Origin of the sequence: Amycolatopsis sp. YIM 10 (genome assembly GCF_009429145.1) — a bacterium.
In the GTDB taxonomy this organism is placed as follows: domain Bacteria; phylum Actinomycetota; class Actinomycetes; order Mycobacteriales; family Pseudonocardiaceae; genus Amycolatopsis.
The window spans coordinates 10,003,627-10,020,272 of record NZ_CP045480.1 but is presented as its reverse complement, the minus strand read 5'-3'; the positions used below and the strand labels follow the sequence as shown (position 1 = coordinate 10,020,272).

The following is a 16,646-nucleotide window of genomic DNA, read 5'->3' as shown; positions in this document are numbered from 1 at the left end:
AGTGCGATGACCTCGTTCGAGGAGCTGCTGGAGCGCGCGCAGGGATTGATCAAGTCCGGCGAACGGGCCGTGCTCGGCATCGTCGGCGCGCCGGCGTCGGGGAAAACCACGCTGGCGTGGGGGCTGGCGAACGCGCTGGGCAACCGGGCCGCGGTGGTCGGCATGGACGGTTTCCACCTGGCGCAGGTGGAACTGCGGCGGCTGGGGCGGACCGAGCGCAAGGGCGCGCCGGACACCTTCGACGCCGGTGGTTACGTCAGCCTGCTCTCGCGGCTCGCGGCGGGTGAGGAAACGGTGTACGCGCCCGAATTCCGGCGTGAGATCGAGGAGCCGATCGCGGGTGCGGTGGCGGTGCCGCCGGAGGTGCCGCTGGTCATCACCGAAGGCAACTACCTGCTGCTGGATTCTTCGCCGTGGTCGCGGATCCCGCCGCTGCTGGCGGAATCGTGGTTCCTCCGGCCTGGTGAGGACGACCGCATCGAGCGCCTCGTTTCGCGGCACCGTCACTACGGGCGGTCGCTGGTGGAGGCGCAGCAGCGGGCGCGGGGTTCGGACCAGCGCAACGCCGACCTGATCGCGACCACCGCTTCACGCGCGGACCTGATCATCGAGGACATGTCGCTGGCGAACTTCTCGCTCTAGGGTGACGGTCATGAGCGTTGTGATCGTCACCGGGGGAAGTCGCGGCATCGGCGCGGAAGTCTGCGAACAGGCGGCGGCGAGCGGCTACGACGTAGTGGTCAACTACGCCGGGGACGCCTCGGCCGCCGCCGACGTTGCCGCGCGCGTGGAGTCTCACGGGCGGCGAGCGCTGGCCGTGCGGGGTGACGTGTCGTCGGAATCCGACGTGGTTTCGCTGTTCGACGCCGCTGTGTCACTGGGACCGCTGTACGGCCTGGTGAACAACGCGGGCATCGTCGGCCGGTCGGCGCGCTTGGCGGACCAGGACGTCTCGACGGTCCGGCGGGTGATGGACGTGAACGTGGTCGGGGTCTTCCTGTGCTGCCGGGAAGCCGTGCGCCGAATGACCGACGGCGGGGCGATCGTGAACGTGACGTCGACGGCCGCGCGGCTGGGCTCGGCGGGCGAATGGGTCCACTACGCCGCGAGCAAGGCGGCGGTCGAGACGTTGACCTTTGGCCTGGCCCAGGAGGTGGCGGCCTCGGGAATCCGGGTGAACGCGGTTGCTCCCGGCCTGGTCAACACGGGATTTCACGCGACGGCGGGCGTCCCGGACCGCCTGGACCGCCTTGGCCCGGCCCAGCCGATGGGCCGCGCGGGCGACCCGGCGGAGATCGCGGCCGCGGTCCTTTGGCTGCTCTCGCCAGCCGCCTCCTACGCCTCGGGTGCCGTACTCCCCATCTCGGGCGGCCGCTGATCAGTCGGCGGGGAATTCGTAGGCGAGTTCGTAGCGGTCGCCGGACAGCCGCATGTCGTTGACCTCAACGGCGACGCCCTCCCGGTCGAACGCGACTCGACGCACCACGATGATCGGCGTGCCCGCGCTGAGCTGGAGCAACGACGTCTCCTCGGGCGTCGGCATGCGAGCGCCGACGGTCTCGCTGAAGTGGCCGAGCACGTGCCCGGCCTCCTCCAGGCGGGCGTAGCTGCCGCCGGGCCCGGTGTCGGTCTGCTCGATGGCGGTGCCGGCGGTGATGGACCGCGGAAGCCGCGAGGTGGCGAGCTGGATCGGCTGCCCGTCCGCACTCATCACCTGCTCGCGAACGAGGACTTCGTCCCCTTCGCCGATGTCGAAGATCGCCGCGATCTCGGCACTGGCCTCTTCGGTTCGGATCTCGACCTCGACCGCGGGCGTGAACTGATGGGCTGCGGCATCCCCGAAGAAGGCGGCCTTGTTCGCTGACCGCGCCGCCCGGCTGAGGCGGCTCCGGCTCAGCCTTTCGACCTTGTGCGGCGGCCGGATGAACACACCCTTGCCGTGCTCGGCGCTGACGAGTCCTTCCGCGCGCAGCAGGCCGACGGCTTCGCGAATGGTGATACGGGAGACCTGGTAGGTGTCGACCAGCACGCGTTCGGAGGGCAGCTTGTCACCAGGGTGATATTCGCCCGCGTTGATCTTCTTCCGCAGCTCATCCGCCACCTGGCGATAAGCGGGGAGGCCGCTCGCCCGGTCGATCATCGAGACACCTCTAACTGGTCAGCCCATCAAGACGTCACTACCAGTATCACTCTATCGGCGGCGCCAACTGGTCTTGACATCAGTACCAGCTGGCAGCGACTCAAGGCGTTTCTCGGCGAGTTGGTGGTCGCGGGTGAGATCGGGTCGCCGACGATTCCGGCGAGGACCGTGCATTCGTTGCAGCCGCTCGAACTGCGGCGCGACCATTCCGTCCTGGAGATCGGCGTCGGCACCGGGGTGACGACCGCGGTGCTGGCGGAGACCGTCGGGCACGGTGGGCTGGTGACCACTGTGGACAGTGACGTCGACCGCGTGGTGCTGGCGCGAAAACGGCTGGTACGGCACTGCGGGCAAGTGTCCGTGCTCCATCGCGAGGCCGCCGCCGGGGCGTCGAAGTACGCGCCGTTCGACCGGGTCTTCGCGCACCACAACATCCCGCTCCGGCGCCTTCCGTACGCCTGGGTCGAGCAGGCCGACGTCGGCGCGCTCATCCTCGTGCCGGTGCAGGACTTCCTGGTCCGGTTCACCGTGCACGACGACGGCACGGCCACCGGGCGTCCCGTGCTCGCGCACACCGGACTGTCCGAGGCGAACTGGCGACTTCGCTGGGACGAGCGCAAGACCACCCGGTCGGTGGCCCGGACCGAACCGGGGATGTTGCTGAAGCCGGGGTCGCGCTGGGCGCTCGCGGCGACCGTGCCGTCGTGCGAGTACGAAATGGCCGCCGAAGGCGCGTGGCTGCGCGACCCGTTCACCAGTTCGTGGGCTTCGGTCGCACCCCAGGACTGGGAATGGGTGGTGGCACGCGGGCGCCAGCACGTGCGCCTGCGGCCTGAGCTGCGGTGATCCCCGGCCACGGAGAGGTCACGTTTTGTGGTCGACAAGGTCGGGTAAGTGGGCGGCAACGGGGAATTCACGGAGGGTGGGTGAAGGTCGGAGCCGGTCCACGAAAAGGGAAGGACGGCCACGTAGCCATGCCGAGATTGAAGTCCGTGCACCACCTGGCCCTCACGGTCACCGACGTGGACCGGAGTGTGCCGTGGTACGTGCGGATCCTCGAGCTCGAGGAGGCCACCCGGCGCGAGGACCCGGAGAGCGGGCTCCGGAAGGTCGTGCTCAAGTCCGCCGACCAGGGGTTTTCCGTGGTACTCGTGCAGCATCCGGACACCGAGCGGCCCTGGTTCGACGAGCGGCGCACCGGGCTCGACCACGTCGCCTTCTGCGTGGGCACCCGCGACGAACTCAAGGACTGGGAAAAACGCCTCGCCGAGCACGGGGTGACCTTCAGCTCGGCGAAGGAGTCACGCACGCTTCCCGGGTCCGAGGTCGTCGTCTTCCGTGATCCGGATGGCATCCAGCTCGAGGTCTGGGCCGACACCGACAGCTAACCCGTCGTCCACCGGCTTCTTCATCTCCTGCCGGTACCGCCACACACCCCAGCCCGTACCCAGCACGAAGAACGCCACGCTCAGCCACACCACCGCGGTCTTGAGCCACGGCAGCACGTCCAGCAACCCGGCCCCGTAGTACCCGAGCAGCACCAGCGTCGGCACCCACAGCAGCCCACCGGCCGCCGTGGCCAGTGCGAAGCGCTTCGGGTCCATGCGCGCGGCACCGGCGATCAGCGGCGCCAGCGTGCGCACCCACGGGATCCACCGCGCCGCGACGATGGCGAAGAAACCCCGCCGGTCCAGGAAAGCGCGCGCCCGCTCCAGATTCTGCCGGTTCAGCACCTTGCCGCCACGCCGGGCGACCAGCCTGGTCCCGGTGTGCTTCCCGATGTAGTACCCGACCTGGTTTCCGACCACCGCCACGATCAACGCGGCCAGCGACAGCAGCCACGCGCTCAGCTCGGCGTGGTGCTGCGCCAGCACCACACCCGCGCCGAACAGCAGCGAGTCACCCGGCAGGAACAGGCCGACGATCAGCGCGCACTCGACGAAGACGAAGCTCAGCACGACGATCCACACCAGCGTGGGCCCGGCTGTGTCCAGCCAGCTCACGCCGGTGCCCGCGGCCAGTACCTCCGTCACACCGGCAGCCTACGTCGGGAAACCAAGACCGGCCTGAATTCGGTCACATCCGGGGGAGCGACTCGCCCTGTACCGCCTGGATGTCCAGCTCCACCTTGACCACCGTGCCGATCGCCGCCACGCCGGCGCGCACCATCGCGTTGTAGTTGATCGCGAAGTCGTCGCGCCGCAGCTGCGTCTCGGCGTGGAAGGCCGCCCGCACCCCGCCCCACGGATCGGCCTCGCAGCCGCCGTAACGCAGGTCCAGCTCGACCTCCCGCTGCTGCCCGTGCAGCGTGAGCACCCCGTGCAGGGTCCAGTTCACCGGCCCGTGCTGGCGCAGCCCGGTGCTGGCGAACTCGATCACCGGGTACCGCTCCACGTCGAGGAAGTCACTCGAGCGCAGGTGGTCGTCGCGCATCGCGATGCCGGTGTCGATGGCGGCCGCCTTGATCTCGGCCTGCACCGACGACCGCTCGGCCGGCCTGGCCACGGTGATCCGCCCGCCCAGCTCGGCGAACCGCGCCTTGATGCTGGCGATGCCGAGGTGGCGGGCGGTGGCCACGACCGTGGAGTGCGCCGGGTCGATCACCCACGGACCGGCGGGCGGCAGCTCGACCGTCTCCGCGTCGGACTCGAGCACGATCTCACCGAGCGTGCCGGAGCCGTCGGCGCCGACCCGCGCGGTGCGGGCGACCGGGGCGAACCCGGCCGCCGTGAGCACCGCGGTGTACACCCCGGCGGGCAGCGGCTGGGTGGCGACGACCCCGAGTTCGTCCGCCTCCACCCTGGCCACCTGCTTGCCGGTCAGGTCGGTCACGGTCAGCACGGCGTGCGCCACGGCCCAGCCCTCGGCGCCGCTGACCTGCGCCCGCAGTCCCGCTGTGCTCATGCCCGTCCGTTCGTCAGCTCGTCGATCACCTGGTCGTAGCCGAGCCGGACGTCGTGGGTGGAATCACCGCCACCCGCCAGCTCGACCCGGCTGGTGGCCGGAGGGTACCCGCTGGCCACGACCGTATAGGCGCCTTCGGGAAGATCGCTGATCACGTAGTTGCCCGAGTCGTTGGTCCGCGACACGGCCGCGACGCGGCCCTCGTCGTCGAGCACGGTGATCCGCGCGTCCGGCACCGGCAGGTTCGCCTCGTTCAGCGCGGTACCGGACAGCACCACCGCACCGCTGAGCTTCACGTCGTGCCGCAGCACCCCGCAGTCCGGCACGGCCAGCGTGACCGCGAGCGGGCGCAGGTGCTCCCCGCTGGCGACCAGCGTGTAGTTGCCCGCGCCGATGCCGTGGAAGGCGTACCGGCCCTCGTCGTCGGTGGCCGAAGCCCCGGCGACCTCACCGCGCTCGTCGGTCAGCGTCACGGTGACCCCGCGCAGCGGTTCACCGGAGCCCGCCGCGGTCACCACACCGCTGACCTCGCCCGAACCGGCGAGCGTGAGGTCCAGCTTGGCCGGGCCGTCACCGACGATCACGCTCGACGCCTGCGGCTCGTGCCCGGCGGCCGAGACGATCAGCACGTAGGTGCCCGGTCCCGGGGTGCCGATGGAGTACTCGCCGTCGCCACCGCCGGTGGCCCGCGAGACCTGGCGCCCGCTCTGGTCGATCAGCGTCAGCGCGGCCCGGACCACCGGGCTGCCGTCCTGCCGCCGGACGTACCCGGTGATCGGCTGCCCGGCGTCGAGCCGCCCGCTGACGGCGGCGTTGGTGATCGGCTGGGTCATGCCCTGCATTCTGGCGTGCCCGTTCTCCTCCGGCCGGGCGTGCGCGCCCACCAGTTCGGGCTCGCGCAGCGCCTGGTCGACCTCGTCCCAGGTGTCGGTCTTGGCGGTCGCCTTCTTCTCCGGCTCCTCCTCCATCAGCGCCTCGCCGCCTTCGAGCACCGAAGCCGCGGCCGACGGTGCGCCACCGGCCAGCGGGATCTCCCGCATGAACAGCAGCACGACGAAGGCCACCAGGGTCACCGCCGCCGCGCACCAGAACACCGTGGTGATCGACTCGGTGAACCCGGTCAGCACCGGGATCTTCAGCGCGTCGGGCAGGTTCGCGATACCGGAGGTGTCGGCCTGGAAGTTGCCCAGCTGCGCCCCGGCTTCCGGCGGCAGCGCGCCGCCGAAGGCCTTGGCGATGTTGTCGGCCAGGGTGTTGAACAGGATGGTCAGGAACACCGCGACACCCGCGGTACCACCGATCTGGCGGAAGAAGGTGGCGGTCGCGGTGGACACGCCCATGTCGCTGCGCGGCCCGGCGTTCTGCACCGCGATCACCAGTGTCTGCATGCAGCAACCGAGGCCGAGGCCGATGATCCCGGCGGCGACCAGCGGGTGCCACAGCGCGCTGTCGTACTCGACCTGCGCGAAGAACACCGAGCCGGCGGTGATGATCAGCGTGCCGATCACCGGGAAGATCTTGTACCGGCCGGTGCGGCTGGTGATCTGCCCCGAGATCACCGACGCGGACATGATGCCGACCATCAGCGGCAGCATCAGCAGCCCGGACTCGGTCGGCGAGTAACCCTGCACCACCTGCATGTACTGCGGGATCATCATGATCGCGCCGAACATGCCGATGCCGACGATGAAGCTGCCGGCGATGGCCACCGAGAAGGTGCCGTTGCGGAACAACCGCAGCGGGATCAGCGCCTCGTCCTTCATCAGCCGTTCCACGAACAGGAACAGCAGGATGCCGACGCCGCCGATGACGTAGCAGGCGATCGCCTCGGTGGAACCCCAGCCCCACTTGTTGCCCTGCTCGGCGATGATCAGCAGCGGCACCACGGCCACCACCAGCGCCAGCCCGCCCCACCAGTCGATGCGGTGGTCGTGGCGTTCGTGCGGCACGTTGAGCACCTTGGCCACCACGGCGAAGGCGGCCAGGCCGATCGGCACGTTGATCAGGAACACCCAGCGCCAGCCGGTGATGCCCGCGATCGAGTCGATGTCGGCGAAGAAACCGCCGAGCACCGGGCCGAGCACCGTGGACACACCGAACACGGCGAGGAAGAAGCCCTGGTAGCGGGCGCGTTCCCGGGGCGGCACGATGTCGCCGATGATGGTCATCGCCAGCGACATCAGGCCGCCGGCGCCGAGGCCCTGGACGGCCCGGAACGCGGCGAGCTGGTACATCGAGTCGGCGAAGGTGGCGGCGATCGAGCCGATCACGAAGATCGAGATCGCGGCCAGGTAGAACGGCCGCCGCCCGTAGATGTCGGACAGCTTGCCGTAGATCGGCGTGACGATCGTCGAGGTGATCAGGTAGGCGGTGGTGATCCACGCCTGGAGGTCGAAGCCGTGCAGGTCGTTGGCGATCCGCACGATCGAGGTGCCGACGATGGTCTGGTCCAGCGCGGCCAGGAACATGCCGGACATCAGGCCGATCAGGATGGTGACGATCTGCTTGTGCGACAGCCGTTCCGGTTCCTTCGCGGCGTGTTGTGGTGGTTGCACCGGGTTCGCGGCGCGGGTCATCTGGTGCCCCCCTTGGGCTGTGCGTTGTCTTCGGCCTGCTGCTGCAGCTGCTGTTGCTGGTGCTCGATGCCGACGTTGAGCCGGTCGAGCAGGCGCATCAGCGTGTGCCGGTCCTCCTCCGGCCAGTCCGCGAGCAGCGCGGCGATCCACTGGTTGCGTGACTTGCGGTTCTCCTCGAAGACCCGCTGGCCCTCGGCGGTCGGCGCGAGCAGGCAGGCGCGTCCGTCCTCGGGATCGGCGGTGCGTTCCACCAAGCCGTGCTGCACCAGGGAACTGCTCTGCCTGCTGATCGTGGAGATCTCCGAGTGGAGCGATTCGGCGAGCTTGCTGGTGCGCTGCGGGCCCTCGTGGATCAGGGTGAACAGGATCGCGTAGGCGGCCCGTTCGATGCCGTCCGGTCCCTGCTTGGCGACCTGCGCCTTGGCGCGGTTGACCAGCCGCATGAAGCGGACGAGCTGGAAGCCGAGCTGGTCGGCGACGTCGAGCTCGGCCTCGCTGGCCGAGGGTGGATCGCCGTGAAGAGGTGCCATGACCGGGTCTTTCGTGGGGAATGTCTGCTTTGACTTGTTTGATCTCTGCAACTAGTTGCCTCTGGCAAGGATGTGCCCGGAACGCGGGTGCGCGCAACCTGATTTACCTGGTTGTGGCTGAGGCCACCTTGATCGGGTGGCGGATCAGAGGCCGAGGCGCCGGAGAACCTCGTCGAGCTGGTTCGCCAGCGTCTCGGTCTCCTCGCCCATGGTGGCCCGCAGGTAGAGGCCGTCCCCGATGGCGCCGACCATCTCCGCGGTCAGCGGGTCGTCGATGTTCTCTTTCAGCAGGTTGCGCCAGAGCTGCGAGCAGTTCCGGATCGTCTGCACGACCCGGTCGTCCGCGCCGACCTGGCGCAGGGCGGCCATCGAGGCCCGGTGCGCGGGCTTGTCCATCGAGGCGTCGGTCACCGACGAGGTGAGGAAGTAGCGGACCGGGCCGCCGGGCGCCGTCCTGGCGTGCTCGACGTCGGCGAAGCTGAGTCGCCACACGCGGTCCAGCAGGCCCGTGAGCAGGGCTTCCTTCGAGCCGAAGTGGTAGAGCAGGCCGCCCTTGGAGACCTTCGCCTTGGCCGCGACGGCGTCCAGGGTGACCGAGCCGGGGCCGTGCTCGATGAGGATGTCGACGTAGGCGTCGAGCACGATTTCGCGGGCTGATGGCCGAGGCACGAGTTGACTGTACAGTCTGGACGGTTTACTTTCGAATCGGGCGGTAACTATACCGTCTGGACTGTTCAGTAATCAGGGAGAAATCGTGCTCAAGGCGGGTCGCCGGGAGTGGGCGGCGTTGGCCGTGCTCGTGCTGCCGGTGTTGTTGATCAGCGTGGACATGACCGTGCTGGGGTTCGCGCTGCCCTATCTCAGCGAGGACCTCGCGCCGACCGGCACCGAGCAGCTGTGGATCGTGGACATCTACTCCTTCATGCTCGCCGGGCTGCTGGTGCTGATGGGCACGCTCGGCGACCGGATCGGCCGCCGGAAGCTGCTGCTCGCCGGTGCCGTCGCGTTCGGCGTGGCCTCGGTGCTCGCGGCCTTCGCGACCAGCCCGTGGCTGCTGATCGCTGCCCGCGCGCTGCTCGGCGTCGGCGGGGCGACGCTGATGCCGTCGACGTTGTCGCTGATCCGCGGCATCTTCGTGGACGCGACGCAGCGGCGCGTCGCCATCGCGGTGTGGAGCGCGGGCTTCTCCGGTGGCATGGCGCTCGGCCCGGTGCTCGGCGGCTGGCTGCTGGAGCACTTCTGGTGGGGCTCGGTGTTCCTGATCAACGTGCCGGTGATGGCGGTGCTGCTGATCGCCGGTCCGCTGCTGCTGCCGGAGGCGCGCGACCCGAAGCCCGGCCGCTTCGACCCGCTGTCCGCGGTGCTGTCGCTGGCCACGATGCTGCCGATCGTCTACGGCATCAAGCTGTTCGCCGAGCACGGCTTCGACCTGAAGGCCGTGGTCAGCGTGCTGGCCGGCGCCGGGATCGGTGTGCTGTTCGTGCGGCGACAGCAGGTGCTGACCGACCCGATGCTCGACCTCGCCCTGTTCCGCAACCGTGCGTTCAGCACCTCGGTGGTGACCAACCTGCTCGGCGTGTTCTCGCTGACCGGCCTGCTTTTCCTGGTGCCGCAGTACCTGCAGCTGGTGCTCGGGCTGCGGCCGATGATCGCCGCGCTGTGGCTGCTGCCGACCACGGTGGCCGGGGTGGCCGGTGCGCTGCTCGCCGCGCGGCTGGCGCGCCGGATCCCGGTGTCCACCCTGATCGGCGTCGGACTGCTGATCGCGGCCGGTGGGTTCGCGTTCCTGCTCGGCCTCGGCGTCGACTCCGGACTGGCCGCGCTGGTGGCCGGGTTCGTGCTGGTCAGCGTGGGTGTGGCGCTGTCGGAGACGCTGACGAACGACCTGATCATCACGGCCGCGCCGCCGGAGCGGGCGGGTGCCGCGTCGGCGATCTCGGAGACCGGTTTCGAACTCGGCGGGGCGTTGGGCACCGCGGTGATCGGCAGCGTGGCCACCGCCGTCTACCGGGCGGGCGTGCCGGAGAGCGCGGGCGAAGCGGCCCGCGAAACCCTCGGCGGAGCCGCCGCGACGGTCAGCGGGGACCTGCTGCACACCGCGCGCGAGGCCTTCGTGAGCGGGCTGCACGTGACGGCCGTGCTGGGCACGCTGCTGCTGGCCTACACCGGGGTGCAGGCGATGGTGCTGCTGCGCCGCCGTCGCGAAACCGCGGAGGTGGCTGCCTGAGCCACCCCCCGCGGCCGCGTCGAAACGGTCAGAGCACGACGGTCGGGGTGACCACGGTGCGCCGGGAGGTCTCGGTGCCGACGTAGACCACGATCTGCGTGGTGCCGCGCGGTACGTCGTCCAGTACGAACCGGCCACCCTCGTCGGCGGTGGTGGAGGTGGTCCCGTGCTCGGCGACGCGCACCTCCACCCCGTGCTCGCCGGCCGGCACCAGCCAGCCGTCGATCCGGTGGTGCTTGCCGATCTTGGTCAGGTTGATCATCACGGTCAGGTCGCTGACGGTGAAGGTGATGGTGCCCTCGTCGCTGCCGCCGCGCACGCCTTCCAGCGCGTTCGCGTGCACCCAGCGGGCCACCTCCACGTCCAGGCTCTCCAGTGCGATGGCGAACTGGACGCGTTCGACCAGGTCACCCGGTGGCGGATCGAGCTGGTCCATCAGCCGGTCCAGGTCGGCGAGCAGCGCCTCGTCCTCGGGATTCGCGCTCCCCCCGAACTCCTCGATTCCGTTCATTGGCTGCCCCCTTCGGCCTCGAACAATGTGCGCAACCGTGTCAGGCAGCGTCGCCTGGTCGGTCCGATGCTGCCACGCGGTATCCGCAGTGCTTCGGCTACCGAGTGGTATTCGGCGCGGCCCGCCAGGACGGTCAGCCGGAGGAGGTCCTGGCAGTTCTGCGGCAGGTTGAGAAACGCCCGCCACATCCGGCTGTCCCGGTCGGTGCGCACGGCCTCGGCCTCCGGTGCCGGCTGGGTGCTTTCCACCCGCTCGGCCATCTCCTCGGTCAGTGGGACGGGCGGCGTCTTGCGGCCGTACGGCCGCTGCGCCTCCCGCCGCGCGGTGGTGATCAGCCAGCCGGCCAGCGCCCTCGGTTCGTGCAGCTGGTCGAGATGGCTGAACAGGGCCAGCCACACCGTCTGGACGACGTCCTCGGCGGTGTGCCGGTCCAGGCCGTTGGCTCTGGCCACGTGCCAGACCAGCGGGGTGAGTTCGGCGACGAGCCGATCCATGGCCACGCGGTCACCCGCCCTGGCCGCCTGCATGCAGGCCGCGTACAGATCGGTGCCCTGGAGGCCCTCCCACGGCGGATCCGCCTCCGCGGTTCGCACTTCGGTCACTGCATCGACCCCCCAACGGGTGTCCGCTGCTCCTCAAGTTGGCGCTCGCAGTATCGCGGGACCATCGGGACTAGAGAGCACATGGGCTAGCACTGGATACATTTGTCACTTACTTGGCGTAGTAGGAGCGTATTACCTGAACACGGAAAAGAGCACACCTCGCGGTGTGCTCGTCCACTCCGGGCCGGCCGGAGTGGGTGCCGGCCGGCGCCTGGCGGCGTTGGTCTGCTCGACCAAGTCCGGCGCCGGCCGGCGAACCCCACCCATCCCAGGCGGCCCCGCCCCCGCGGCCGCCTGCCCCCTTCCCGGGTGGCCCTGTTCCCCCGCGCACTGCTCGCCGTTCCCGATCCCGGCCGGGCCGATGACCCCCTTCGAGCCGTTTCCGGCCACACCGGCCCTGTTCTCCGGGACTCCCCGCTCCGTGCGAGCACTGCACCTCCTCCTCAGGGCTATCGGGTTTCCGAGGTCGGGGATGTCCGGCGGCCCCCTCGGCTGTCGGACATCTCCCTGACCCTCTGGCGACCACCCGGGCCGGGCGTCCCCGGCGGTCAAGTGATCGTTGCCCCATATGACGCAGCGGGCGGGCGCGCAGATACATTCCGCCGCCGAAATTTCCGACGACTTCTTCCATTGGGGGGAAGGGCATACCTTGGGGTGATGAGCAACGACGCTTTGGTCACCAGGCTCCGGGACGCGCTCGGCAAGGACGCCGTGCTGACCGACACCGACGTCACAGCCGCCTACTCGCGCGACATGATGCCCCTCGCGCCGGTCGGCACCCCGCTCGCGGTGGTGCTGCCCGCCGACGTCGAACAGGTGCAGGCCGTGGTCCGCGCCTGCGCCGAGGCGAAGGTGCCGATCGTGCCGAGGGGCGCGGGCAGCGGGCTGTCCGGCGCGGCCAACGCGATCGACGGCTGCGTGGTGCTGGTGCTGACCAAGCTCGACCAGATCGTCGAGGTGGACGCGGGCAACCGGCTCGCCGTGGTGCAGCCGGGCGTGGTCAACCTCGACTTCCGCAACGCGGTGGAGAAGCACGGGCTGTTCTACCCGCCGGACCCGTCCAGCTACGACTGGTGCACGATCGGCGGCAACCTGTCCACGAACGCCGGTGGACTGTGCTGCGTGAAGTACGGCGTGACCACGGATTCGGTGCTGGGCCTGGAAGTGGTGCTGGCCGACGGGTCGCTGCTGAAGACCGGGCGCCGCACGGTCAAGGGTGTGGCGGGGTACGACCTGGCCAGGCTGTTCGTCGGCAGCGAGGGCACGCTCGGCGTGATCACCCAGGCGACCGTGGCGCTGAAGCCGCTGCCGCAGGCGCCCGCCACGCTGGTCGCCGGCTTCACCAGCACGGCGGCCGCCGGGGAGGCGGTGGCGCGGGTGGTGCGCGAGGGACTGGTGCCGTCGCTGATGGAGATCATGGACGCCACCTCGATCAAGGCGGCCGAGACCTATCTGCGCACCGACATCGGCGCCGGTTCCGACTGCCAGGCGCTGCTGCTGTGCCAGTCCGACTCGGGCGGTGAGGTGGCCAGGCGGGAACTGTCCGCGCTGGAGCAGATCTGCCTGGACTGCGGTTCCGACATGACCTATGCGACCGACGACCTCGCCGAGGGCAACATGCTGCTGCAGGCGCGGCGCGTGGTGCTGACCGCGCTGGAGACCTACGGCGTCTGGCTGACCGACGACGTGTGCGTGCCGCGGACGCGGATCGCCGAGCTGATCGCCGGGTGCCAGCGGATCAGCGAGGAGGTCGGGCTGCGGATCGCCGTGGTCGGGCACGCCGGCGACGGCAACATGCACCCGACGATCGTCTACTCGCCGGACTCCGAGGACGAGTTCGCGCGGGCGCAGAAGGCCTTCGACGCGATCCTCGAAGTCGGCATGTCACTGGGCGGCACGGTCACCGGGGAACACGGGGTCGGCAAGATCAAGCGGGAGTGGCTGGAACGCGAGATCGGCCCGGTCGGGTTGCGGGTGCACCGGGAGATCAAGCGCGCGCTGGACCCGGAGAACCTGTTCAACCCCGGCTCGATGTTCGCCCTCTGACGCCGGTTACGGCTGCTGCGGCTCCGGCTCGGCCGGGGCCGCAGCGGTGCGCTTCTTCTCGCGCCTGGCCTTCAGGTACTCGAACACGATCGGCAGGACCGAGACCAGCACGATCAGGATGAAGATCGCGTCCACGTTGTCCCGGATGAGCGGGATGGTGCCCAGCAGCGAACCCAGCACGATCAGGCCGGCGGCCCACAGGATGCCGCCGATCACCGTGTAGGTGAAGTACTTCTTCGGGTCCATCCGGCCGATGCCGGCGATCCAGGTGATGAAGGTACGGACGAACGGCACGAACCGGGCCAGCACGACCGCCTTCGGGCCGTGCTTCTCCAGGAAGCCGTGCGTCTGGTCGACGTACTCCTGCTTGAAGAACTTCGAGTTCTTCTTGAACAGCGCGGGACCGACCTTCCAGCCGATGCCGAAGCCGACCACGTTGCCGATCAGCGCGGCCGCGGTGGCGCAGGTGCAGACCAGCCAGAGCGGCAGGTCGATGCTGCCGTTGGCGACGAAGAGCCCGGCGGTGAACAGCAGGGAGTCACCCGGCAGCACCGGGAACACGCTGCTCTCCGCGAAGATGATCAGGCACAGCACGCCGAGCACGGCCGGGCCCAGCCCCGACAGCAGGATCTCGGGGTTGAGCCAGTCGGGCATGATGCTCATCTGGTCGATGTTCTGCGCTGCGCTCACGCCGGAACACGGTACAGGGGTGAGCTTTGCCACTACGTCCGCGTGTCGCTAAAGCGCCTCTAGAGCAAGGTGAGCAGCCCTGCCACCGCACCGGCCGCCAGGCCGAGCAGGAGCGCGAGCAACAGCACCCAGCGCGCCTCCACCGGGGCCGGTGCCGTCGCCTGGCGCGTCACCGCGACGGGGTCCGGCGGCGGTGAAGGAGCGGGCTCCAGCGCCGCGCGCTCGCGTTCCAGCGAACCGGCGTCCGCGCCGGACAGCAGCCCGTACCCGGCGGGTGCCGGGAAGGCGGGCTTGGCCAGGTGCGTGGTCGGCGGTTCCTCGGCCGGTTCCGGCTGGCGAACCGGCTGGGCGGGCTGGGGCGGCTGGGGTGCCCGCACGGCCTGCGCCCGCAGTGCCTCGGCCAGCAGGCGCTCGGGGTCTTCCGGCTCACTCACGCCGGAAAGGGTATCGGGGTCATCCGGCGTCAGGAATCCACTGGCCCCGGCGCAGCACCCGCGACGGCCGCAGCTCGTCGTCGAGCACGACCAGGTCCGCGGACAGACCCGGCCGCAGCGACCCCGTCTCCTTCTCGATGCCCAGCAGTTCGGCCGGCCGGGTCGAGGTGGCGCGGACCGCTTCGGCCACCGACAGCCCGGCACCGGTGACCAGGTTGCGGAAGGCGGCGTCCATGGTCAGCGTGCTCCCGGCCAGCGAGCCGTTCTCGGCCAGCGTGGCCACGCCGCCGGTGACGTCGACCTCCAGCCGCCCGAGCCGGTAGCTGCCGTCGGCCGCGTCGGTGGCCGACATGGCGTCGGTGACCAGCACCGTCCGCTCCGGACCGGCGTGCCGGGCGGCCAACCGCAGCATCGTCGGGTGGACGTGCACCAGGTCGCAGATCAGCTCGACGGTCACCCGCTCGTCGTCCAGCAGGGTGCCGATCGGGCCGGGTTCGCGGTGGTGCAGCGGGCGCATGCCGTTGAACAGGTGCGTGGCCACGGTGGCGCCCGCGTCGATGGCCGGGCGGATCTGCTCCTCGACCCCGTCGGTGTGCCCGATCGCGGCGATCACCCCGGCCTCGGTGAGCTGGCGGATCGCCTTGACCCCACCGTGCAGTTCGGGCGCGAGCGTGATCATCCGGATCGCGTCCTTGCCCTGGCGGAGCAGCTTGGTCACGGTGGCGGTGTCCGGTTCGAGCAGTGCGCCCGGATCGTGCGCCCCGCAGCGGACCTTCGAGATGAACGGCCCCTCCAGGTGCACCCCGGCCAGTTCACCGTCGGTGACCAGCTCGGCGAGCGCGCCCACCTGGCGGGCCAGCTCCGGCACGGCCTCCGAGACCAGGCTCGCCAGCAGGGTGGTGGTGCCGTGCCTGCGGTGCGCGGCGACCGCGCGCAGCAGCTGTTCCGGCTGCCCGCTGGAAAATGAGCCACCACCACCGCCGTGGCAGTGGGTGTCCACGAACCCGGGAACGACCAGCGCGCCACCGACGTCGAGGTGTCTGGCGGCCGGCGGTGTGCCGCTGCCGACCGCACTGATCGAACCGCCCGACACGGCCAGCCAGGTGGCGTCGTTGGTCTCCTCGTCCGGTGTGGCCAGCCGGCCCCCGGTGATCACGAAATCGATTTCGGCACCCGTCACGCGTTCCAGCATATTGGTCTAAACCAGCTGATGGGTCACAACCCGCCAACCATGTGCGGAGATACGCCGTTCGAGGACGCTCTTCCAGGGCTAGTTGGGGGATTGCATCGCCCGCTGCAGGGCCTCCAGCGCCCGGCTCGCGGTCGATTTCACGGTGCCCTTGGAGATGCCGGCGGCCTCGGAGATCTCCGCCTCGGACAGTCCTCCATAGTAACGGAGGACCAGCACCTCGCGCTGGCGCGGCGGCAGTTTGGACAGCGCGTTCACCACCGCCTGGTGCTCGGTGGACAGCATCGCCAGGCTTTCCGCGGACCGCGCGTTGACCGCGTGCGGCGGCACGTACTCGCGGGCGGTCTTGCGACGGCGCAGCACGCTGCGCGAGCCGTTGACCACGGCGGTTCGCAAATAACCAACAGCGGCGGCGGCGTCCCGGAGTCGTCCCCAGTTGCGGTGCAGCCCGGTGAACGCCTCCTGCACCACGTCCTCCGCGGTGGCCGGTTCGTCGACCAGCAGGATGGCCAGCCGCACCAGCCGCATCCGGTGCGTGCGGTAGAGGTCCTCCAGGGTCAGCGGCGCGGCGGGCGGCGGCGGGGCCGCCGGTCCGTCGACCGCGCGCAGGTGCCCGAGCGTGCGCTCCACGCTCTGCTCAGCGCTCGCCTCGTGCATGGTCCGCCCGTCCCGTGCTGGTCTCCGCCCGTACCCGGAAATGTTCGCCGGGTCGGTTACCGTTTCCTGCGCCTGCCTGTTCACACCGGCATCACGCACGCAAAGCGTATCGGGTTGGCCGGGCGGCGCCACTGTCCGAA

General features: G+C 70.1%; 18 protein-coding genes. 6 read left to right on the top strand and 12 right to left on the bottom strand.

Features of this window, described 5'->3' with window-relative positions; all coding sequences use genetic code 11:
- Positions 1–6 precede the first annotated feature (6 nt).
- Both YIM_RS46685 and YIM_RS46680 read left to right on the top strand, forming a co-directional pair.
- Positions 7–642: a nucleoside/nucleotide kinase family protein gene (locus tag YIM_RS46685; protein ID WP_153036429.1), complete on the top strand. Its 636-nt coding sequence runs from the start codon at positions 7–9 to the stop codon at positions 640–642.
- Between the two features lie 10 nt (positions 643–652).
- Positions 653–1,378, top strand: a complete 726-nt coding sequence (locus YIM_RS46680; RefSeq protein ID WP_153036428.1) for an SDR family oxidoreductase — start codon at positions 653–655, stop codon at positions 1,376–1,378.
- On the opposite strand, the gene YIM_RS46675 is transcribed toward YIM_RS46680, so the two are convergent.
- A complete protein-coding gene (locus tag YIM_RS46675; RefSeq protein WP_153036427.1) occupies positions 1,379–2,140 on the bottom strand; it encodes a GntR family transcriptional regulator in 762 nt (253 codons plus the stop codon).
- Here YIM_RS46675 and YIM_RS46670 point away from each other — a divergent pair.
- The gene (locus YIM_RS46670; RefSeq protein WP_153036426.1) at positions 2,057–2,986 is read left to right on the top strand and encodes a methyltransferase domain-containing protein; all 930 of its coding nucleotides are present in this window, start codon (positions 2,057–2,059) and stop codon (positions 2,984–2,986) included. The genes YIM_RS46675 and YIM_RS46670 overlap by 84 nt on opposite strands.
- A 128-nt stretch (positions 2,987–3,114) precedes the next feature.
- Positions 3,115–3,528 (top strand): VOC family protein, encoded by a 414-nt coding sequence (locus YIM_RS46665; protein WP_153036425.1) that lies wholly within the window; start codon positions 3,115–3,117, stop codon positions 3,526–3,528.
- Here YIM_RS46665 and YIM_RS46660 read toward each other — a convergent pair.
- From YIM_RS46660 to YIM_RS46640, 5 genes are all read right to left on the bottom strand, one after another.
- Positions 3,442–4,173, bottom strand: coding sequence for a DedA family protein (locus tag YIM_RS46660; protein ID WP_153036424.1), 732 nt, complete (start codon positions 4,171–4,173; stop codon positions 3,442–3,444). The genes YIM_RS46665 and YIM_RS46660 overlap by 87 nt on opposite strands.
- 43 nt (positions 4,174–4,216) lie before the next feature.
- Positions 4,217–5,044, bottom strand: coding sequence for a YceI family protein (locus YIM_RS46655; RefSeq protein ID WP_153036423.1), 828 nt, complete (start codon positions 5,042–5,044; stop codon positions 4,217–4,219).
- The gene (locus tag YIM_RS46650; protein ID WP_153036422.1) at positions 5,041–7,620 is read right to left on the bottom strand and encodes an MFS transporter; all 2,580 of its coding nucleotides are present in this window, start codon (positions 7,618–7,620) and stop codon (positions 5,041–5,043) included. Before YIM_RS46650 ends, YIM_RS46655 begins: the two co-directional genes overlap by 4 nt.
- Positions 7,617–8,150 (bottom strand): MarR family winged helix-turn-helix transcriptional regulator, encoded by a 534-nt coding sequence (locus YIM_RS46645; protein ID WP_153036421.1) that lies wholly within the window; start codon positions 8,148–8,150, stop codon positions 7,617–7,619. Before YIM_RS46645 ends, YIM_RS46650 begins: the two co-directional genes overlap by 4 nt.
- Before the next feature lie 144 nt (positions 8,151–8,294).
- Positions 8,295–8,819, bottom strand: coding sequence for a TetR/AcrR family transcriptional regulator (locus YIM_RS46640; RefSeq protein WP_153036420.1), 525 nt, complete (start codon positions 8,817–8,819; stop codon positions 8,295–8,297).
- Positions 8,820–8,880: 61 nt separating this feature from the next.
- On the opposite strand from YIM_RS46640, the gene YIM_RS46635 reads away from it, so the two are divergent.
- Positions 8,881–10,377 (top strand): MFS transporter, encoded by a 1,497-nt coding sequence (locus YIM_RS46635; protein ID WP_370469054.1) that lies wholly within the window; start codon positions 8,881–8,883, stop codon positions 10,375–10,377.
- Between the two features lie 28 nt (positions 10,378–10,405).
- Here the strand turns inward: YIM_RS46635 and YIM_RS46630 are convergent, their stop codons facing one another.
- Together YIM_RS46630 and YIM_RS46625 are read right to left on the bottom strand one after the other, a co-directional pair.
- Entirely contained in the window at positions 10,406–10,888 is a 483-nt protein-coding gene (locus YIM_RS46630) for a carboxypeptidase regulatory-like domain-containing protein (protein ID WP_113695490.1), read from the bottom strand.
- Complete coding sequence (locus YIM_RS46625; protein ID WP_153036418.1) at positions 10,885–11,490, bottom strand: RNA polymerase sigma factor; 606 nt, start codon at positions 11,488–11,490, stop codon at positions 10,885–10,887. Before YIM_RS46625 ends, YIM_RS46630 begins: the two co-directional genes overlap by 4 nt.
- Before the next feature lie 657 nt (positions 11,491–12,147).
- Between YIM_RS46625 and YIM_RS46620 the strand changes: the two genes are divergently transcribed.
- Positions 12,148–13,536 carry an FAD-binding oxidoreductase gene (locus tag YIM_RS46620; protein WP_153036417.1) on the top strand — a complete coding sequence of 463 codons (1,389 nt, stop codon included), beginning with the start codon at positions 12,148–12,150 and terminating at the stop codon, positions 13,534–13,536.
- A gap of 6 nt (positions 13,537–13,542) precedes the next feature.
- Here the strand turns inward: YIM_RS46620 and YIM_RS46615 are convergent, their stop codons facing one another.
- The 4 genes from YIM_RS46615 to YIM_RS46600 form a co-directional block, all read right to left on the bottom strand.
- On the bottom strand, positions 13,543–14,199 hold the full coding sequence (locus YIM_RS46615; protein WP_153037711.1) for a DedA family protein: 657 nt from the start codon (positions 14,197–14,199) through the stop codon (positions 13,543–13,545).
- 86 nt (positions 14,200–14,285) lie between these two features.
- Entirely contained in the window at positions 14,286–14,660 is a 375-nt protein-coding gene (locus YIM_RS46610; RefSeq protein WP_153036416.1) for a hypothetical protein, read from the bottom strand.
- A gap of 19 nt (positions 14,661–14,679) precedes the next feature.
- Positions 14,680–15,816, bottom strand: coding sequence for an N-acetylglucosamine-6-phosphate deacetylase (gene nagA, locus YIM_RS46605; RefSeq protein WP_153037710.1), 1,137 nt, complete (start codon positions 15,814–15,816; stop codon positions 14,680–14,682).
- Between the two features lie 114 nt (positions 15,817–15,930).
- Positions 15,931–16,506, bottom strand: a complete 576-nt coding sequence (locus YIM_RS46600) for a SigE family RNA polymerase sigma factor (RefSeq protein ID WP_113695495.1) — start codon at positions 16,504–16,506, stop codon at positions 15,931–15,933.
- Positions 16,507–16,646 lie beyond the last annotated feature (140 nt).

Bases quoted from the DNA above. Each gene is read 5' to 3' on its own strand.
- YIM_RS46620 (WP_153036417.1), top strand. From the start codon at position 12,148: ATGAGCAACGACGCTTTGGTCACCAGGCTCCGGGACGCGCTCGGCAAG.
- YIM_RS46615 (WP_153037711.1), bottom strand. From the start codon at position 14,199: ATGAGCATCATGCCCGACTGGCTCAACCCCGAGATCCTGCTGTCGGGG.
- YIM_RS46630 (WP_113695490.1), bottom strand. From the start codon at position 10,888: ATGAACGGAATCGAGGAGTTCGGGGGGAGCGCGAATCCCGAGGACGAG.
- YIM_RS46655 (WP_153036423.1), bottom strand. From the start codon at position 5,044: ATGAGCACAGCGGGACTGCGGGCGCAGGTCAGCGGCGCCGAGGGCTGG.
- YIM_RS46645 (WP_153036421.1), bottom strand. From the start codon at position 8,150: ATGGCACCTCTTCACGGCGATCCACCCTCGGCCAGCGAGGCCGAGCTC.
- YIM_RS46650 (WP_153036422.1), bottom strand. From the start codon at position 7,620: ATGACCCGCGCCGCGAACCCGGTGCAACCACCACAACACGCCGCGAAG.
- YIM_RS46680 (WP_153036428.1), top strand. From the start codon at position 653: ATGAGCGTTGTGATCGTCACCGGGGGAAGTCGCGGCATCGGCGCGGAA.
- YIM_RS46685 (WP_153036429.1), top strand. From the start codon at position 7: ATGACCTCGTTCGAGGAGCTGCTGGAGCGCGCGCAGGGATTGATCAAG.
- YIM_RS46675 (WP_153036427.1), bottom strand. From the start codon at position 2,140: ATGATCGACCGGGCGAGCGGCCTCCCCGCTTATCGCCAGGTGGCGGAT.
- YIM_RS46600 (WP_113695495.1), bottom strand. From the start codon at position 16,506: ATGCACGAGGCGAGCGCTGAGCAGAGCGTGGAGCGCACGCTCGGGCAC.
- YIM_RS46665 (WP_153036425.1), top strand. From the start codon at position 3,115: ATGCCGAGATTGAAGTCCGTGCACCACCTGGCCCTCACGGTCACCGAC.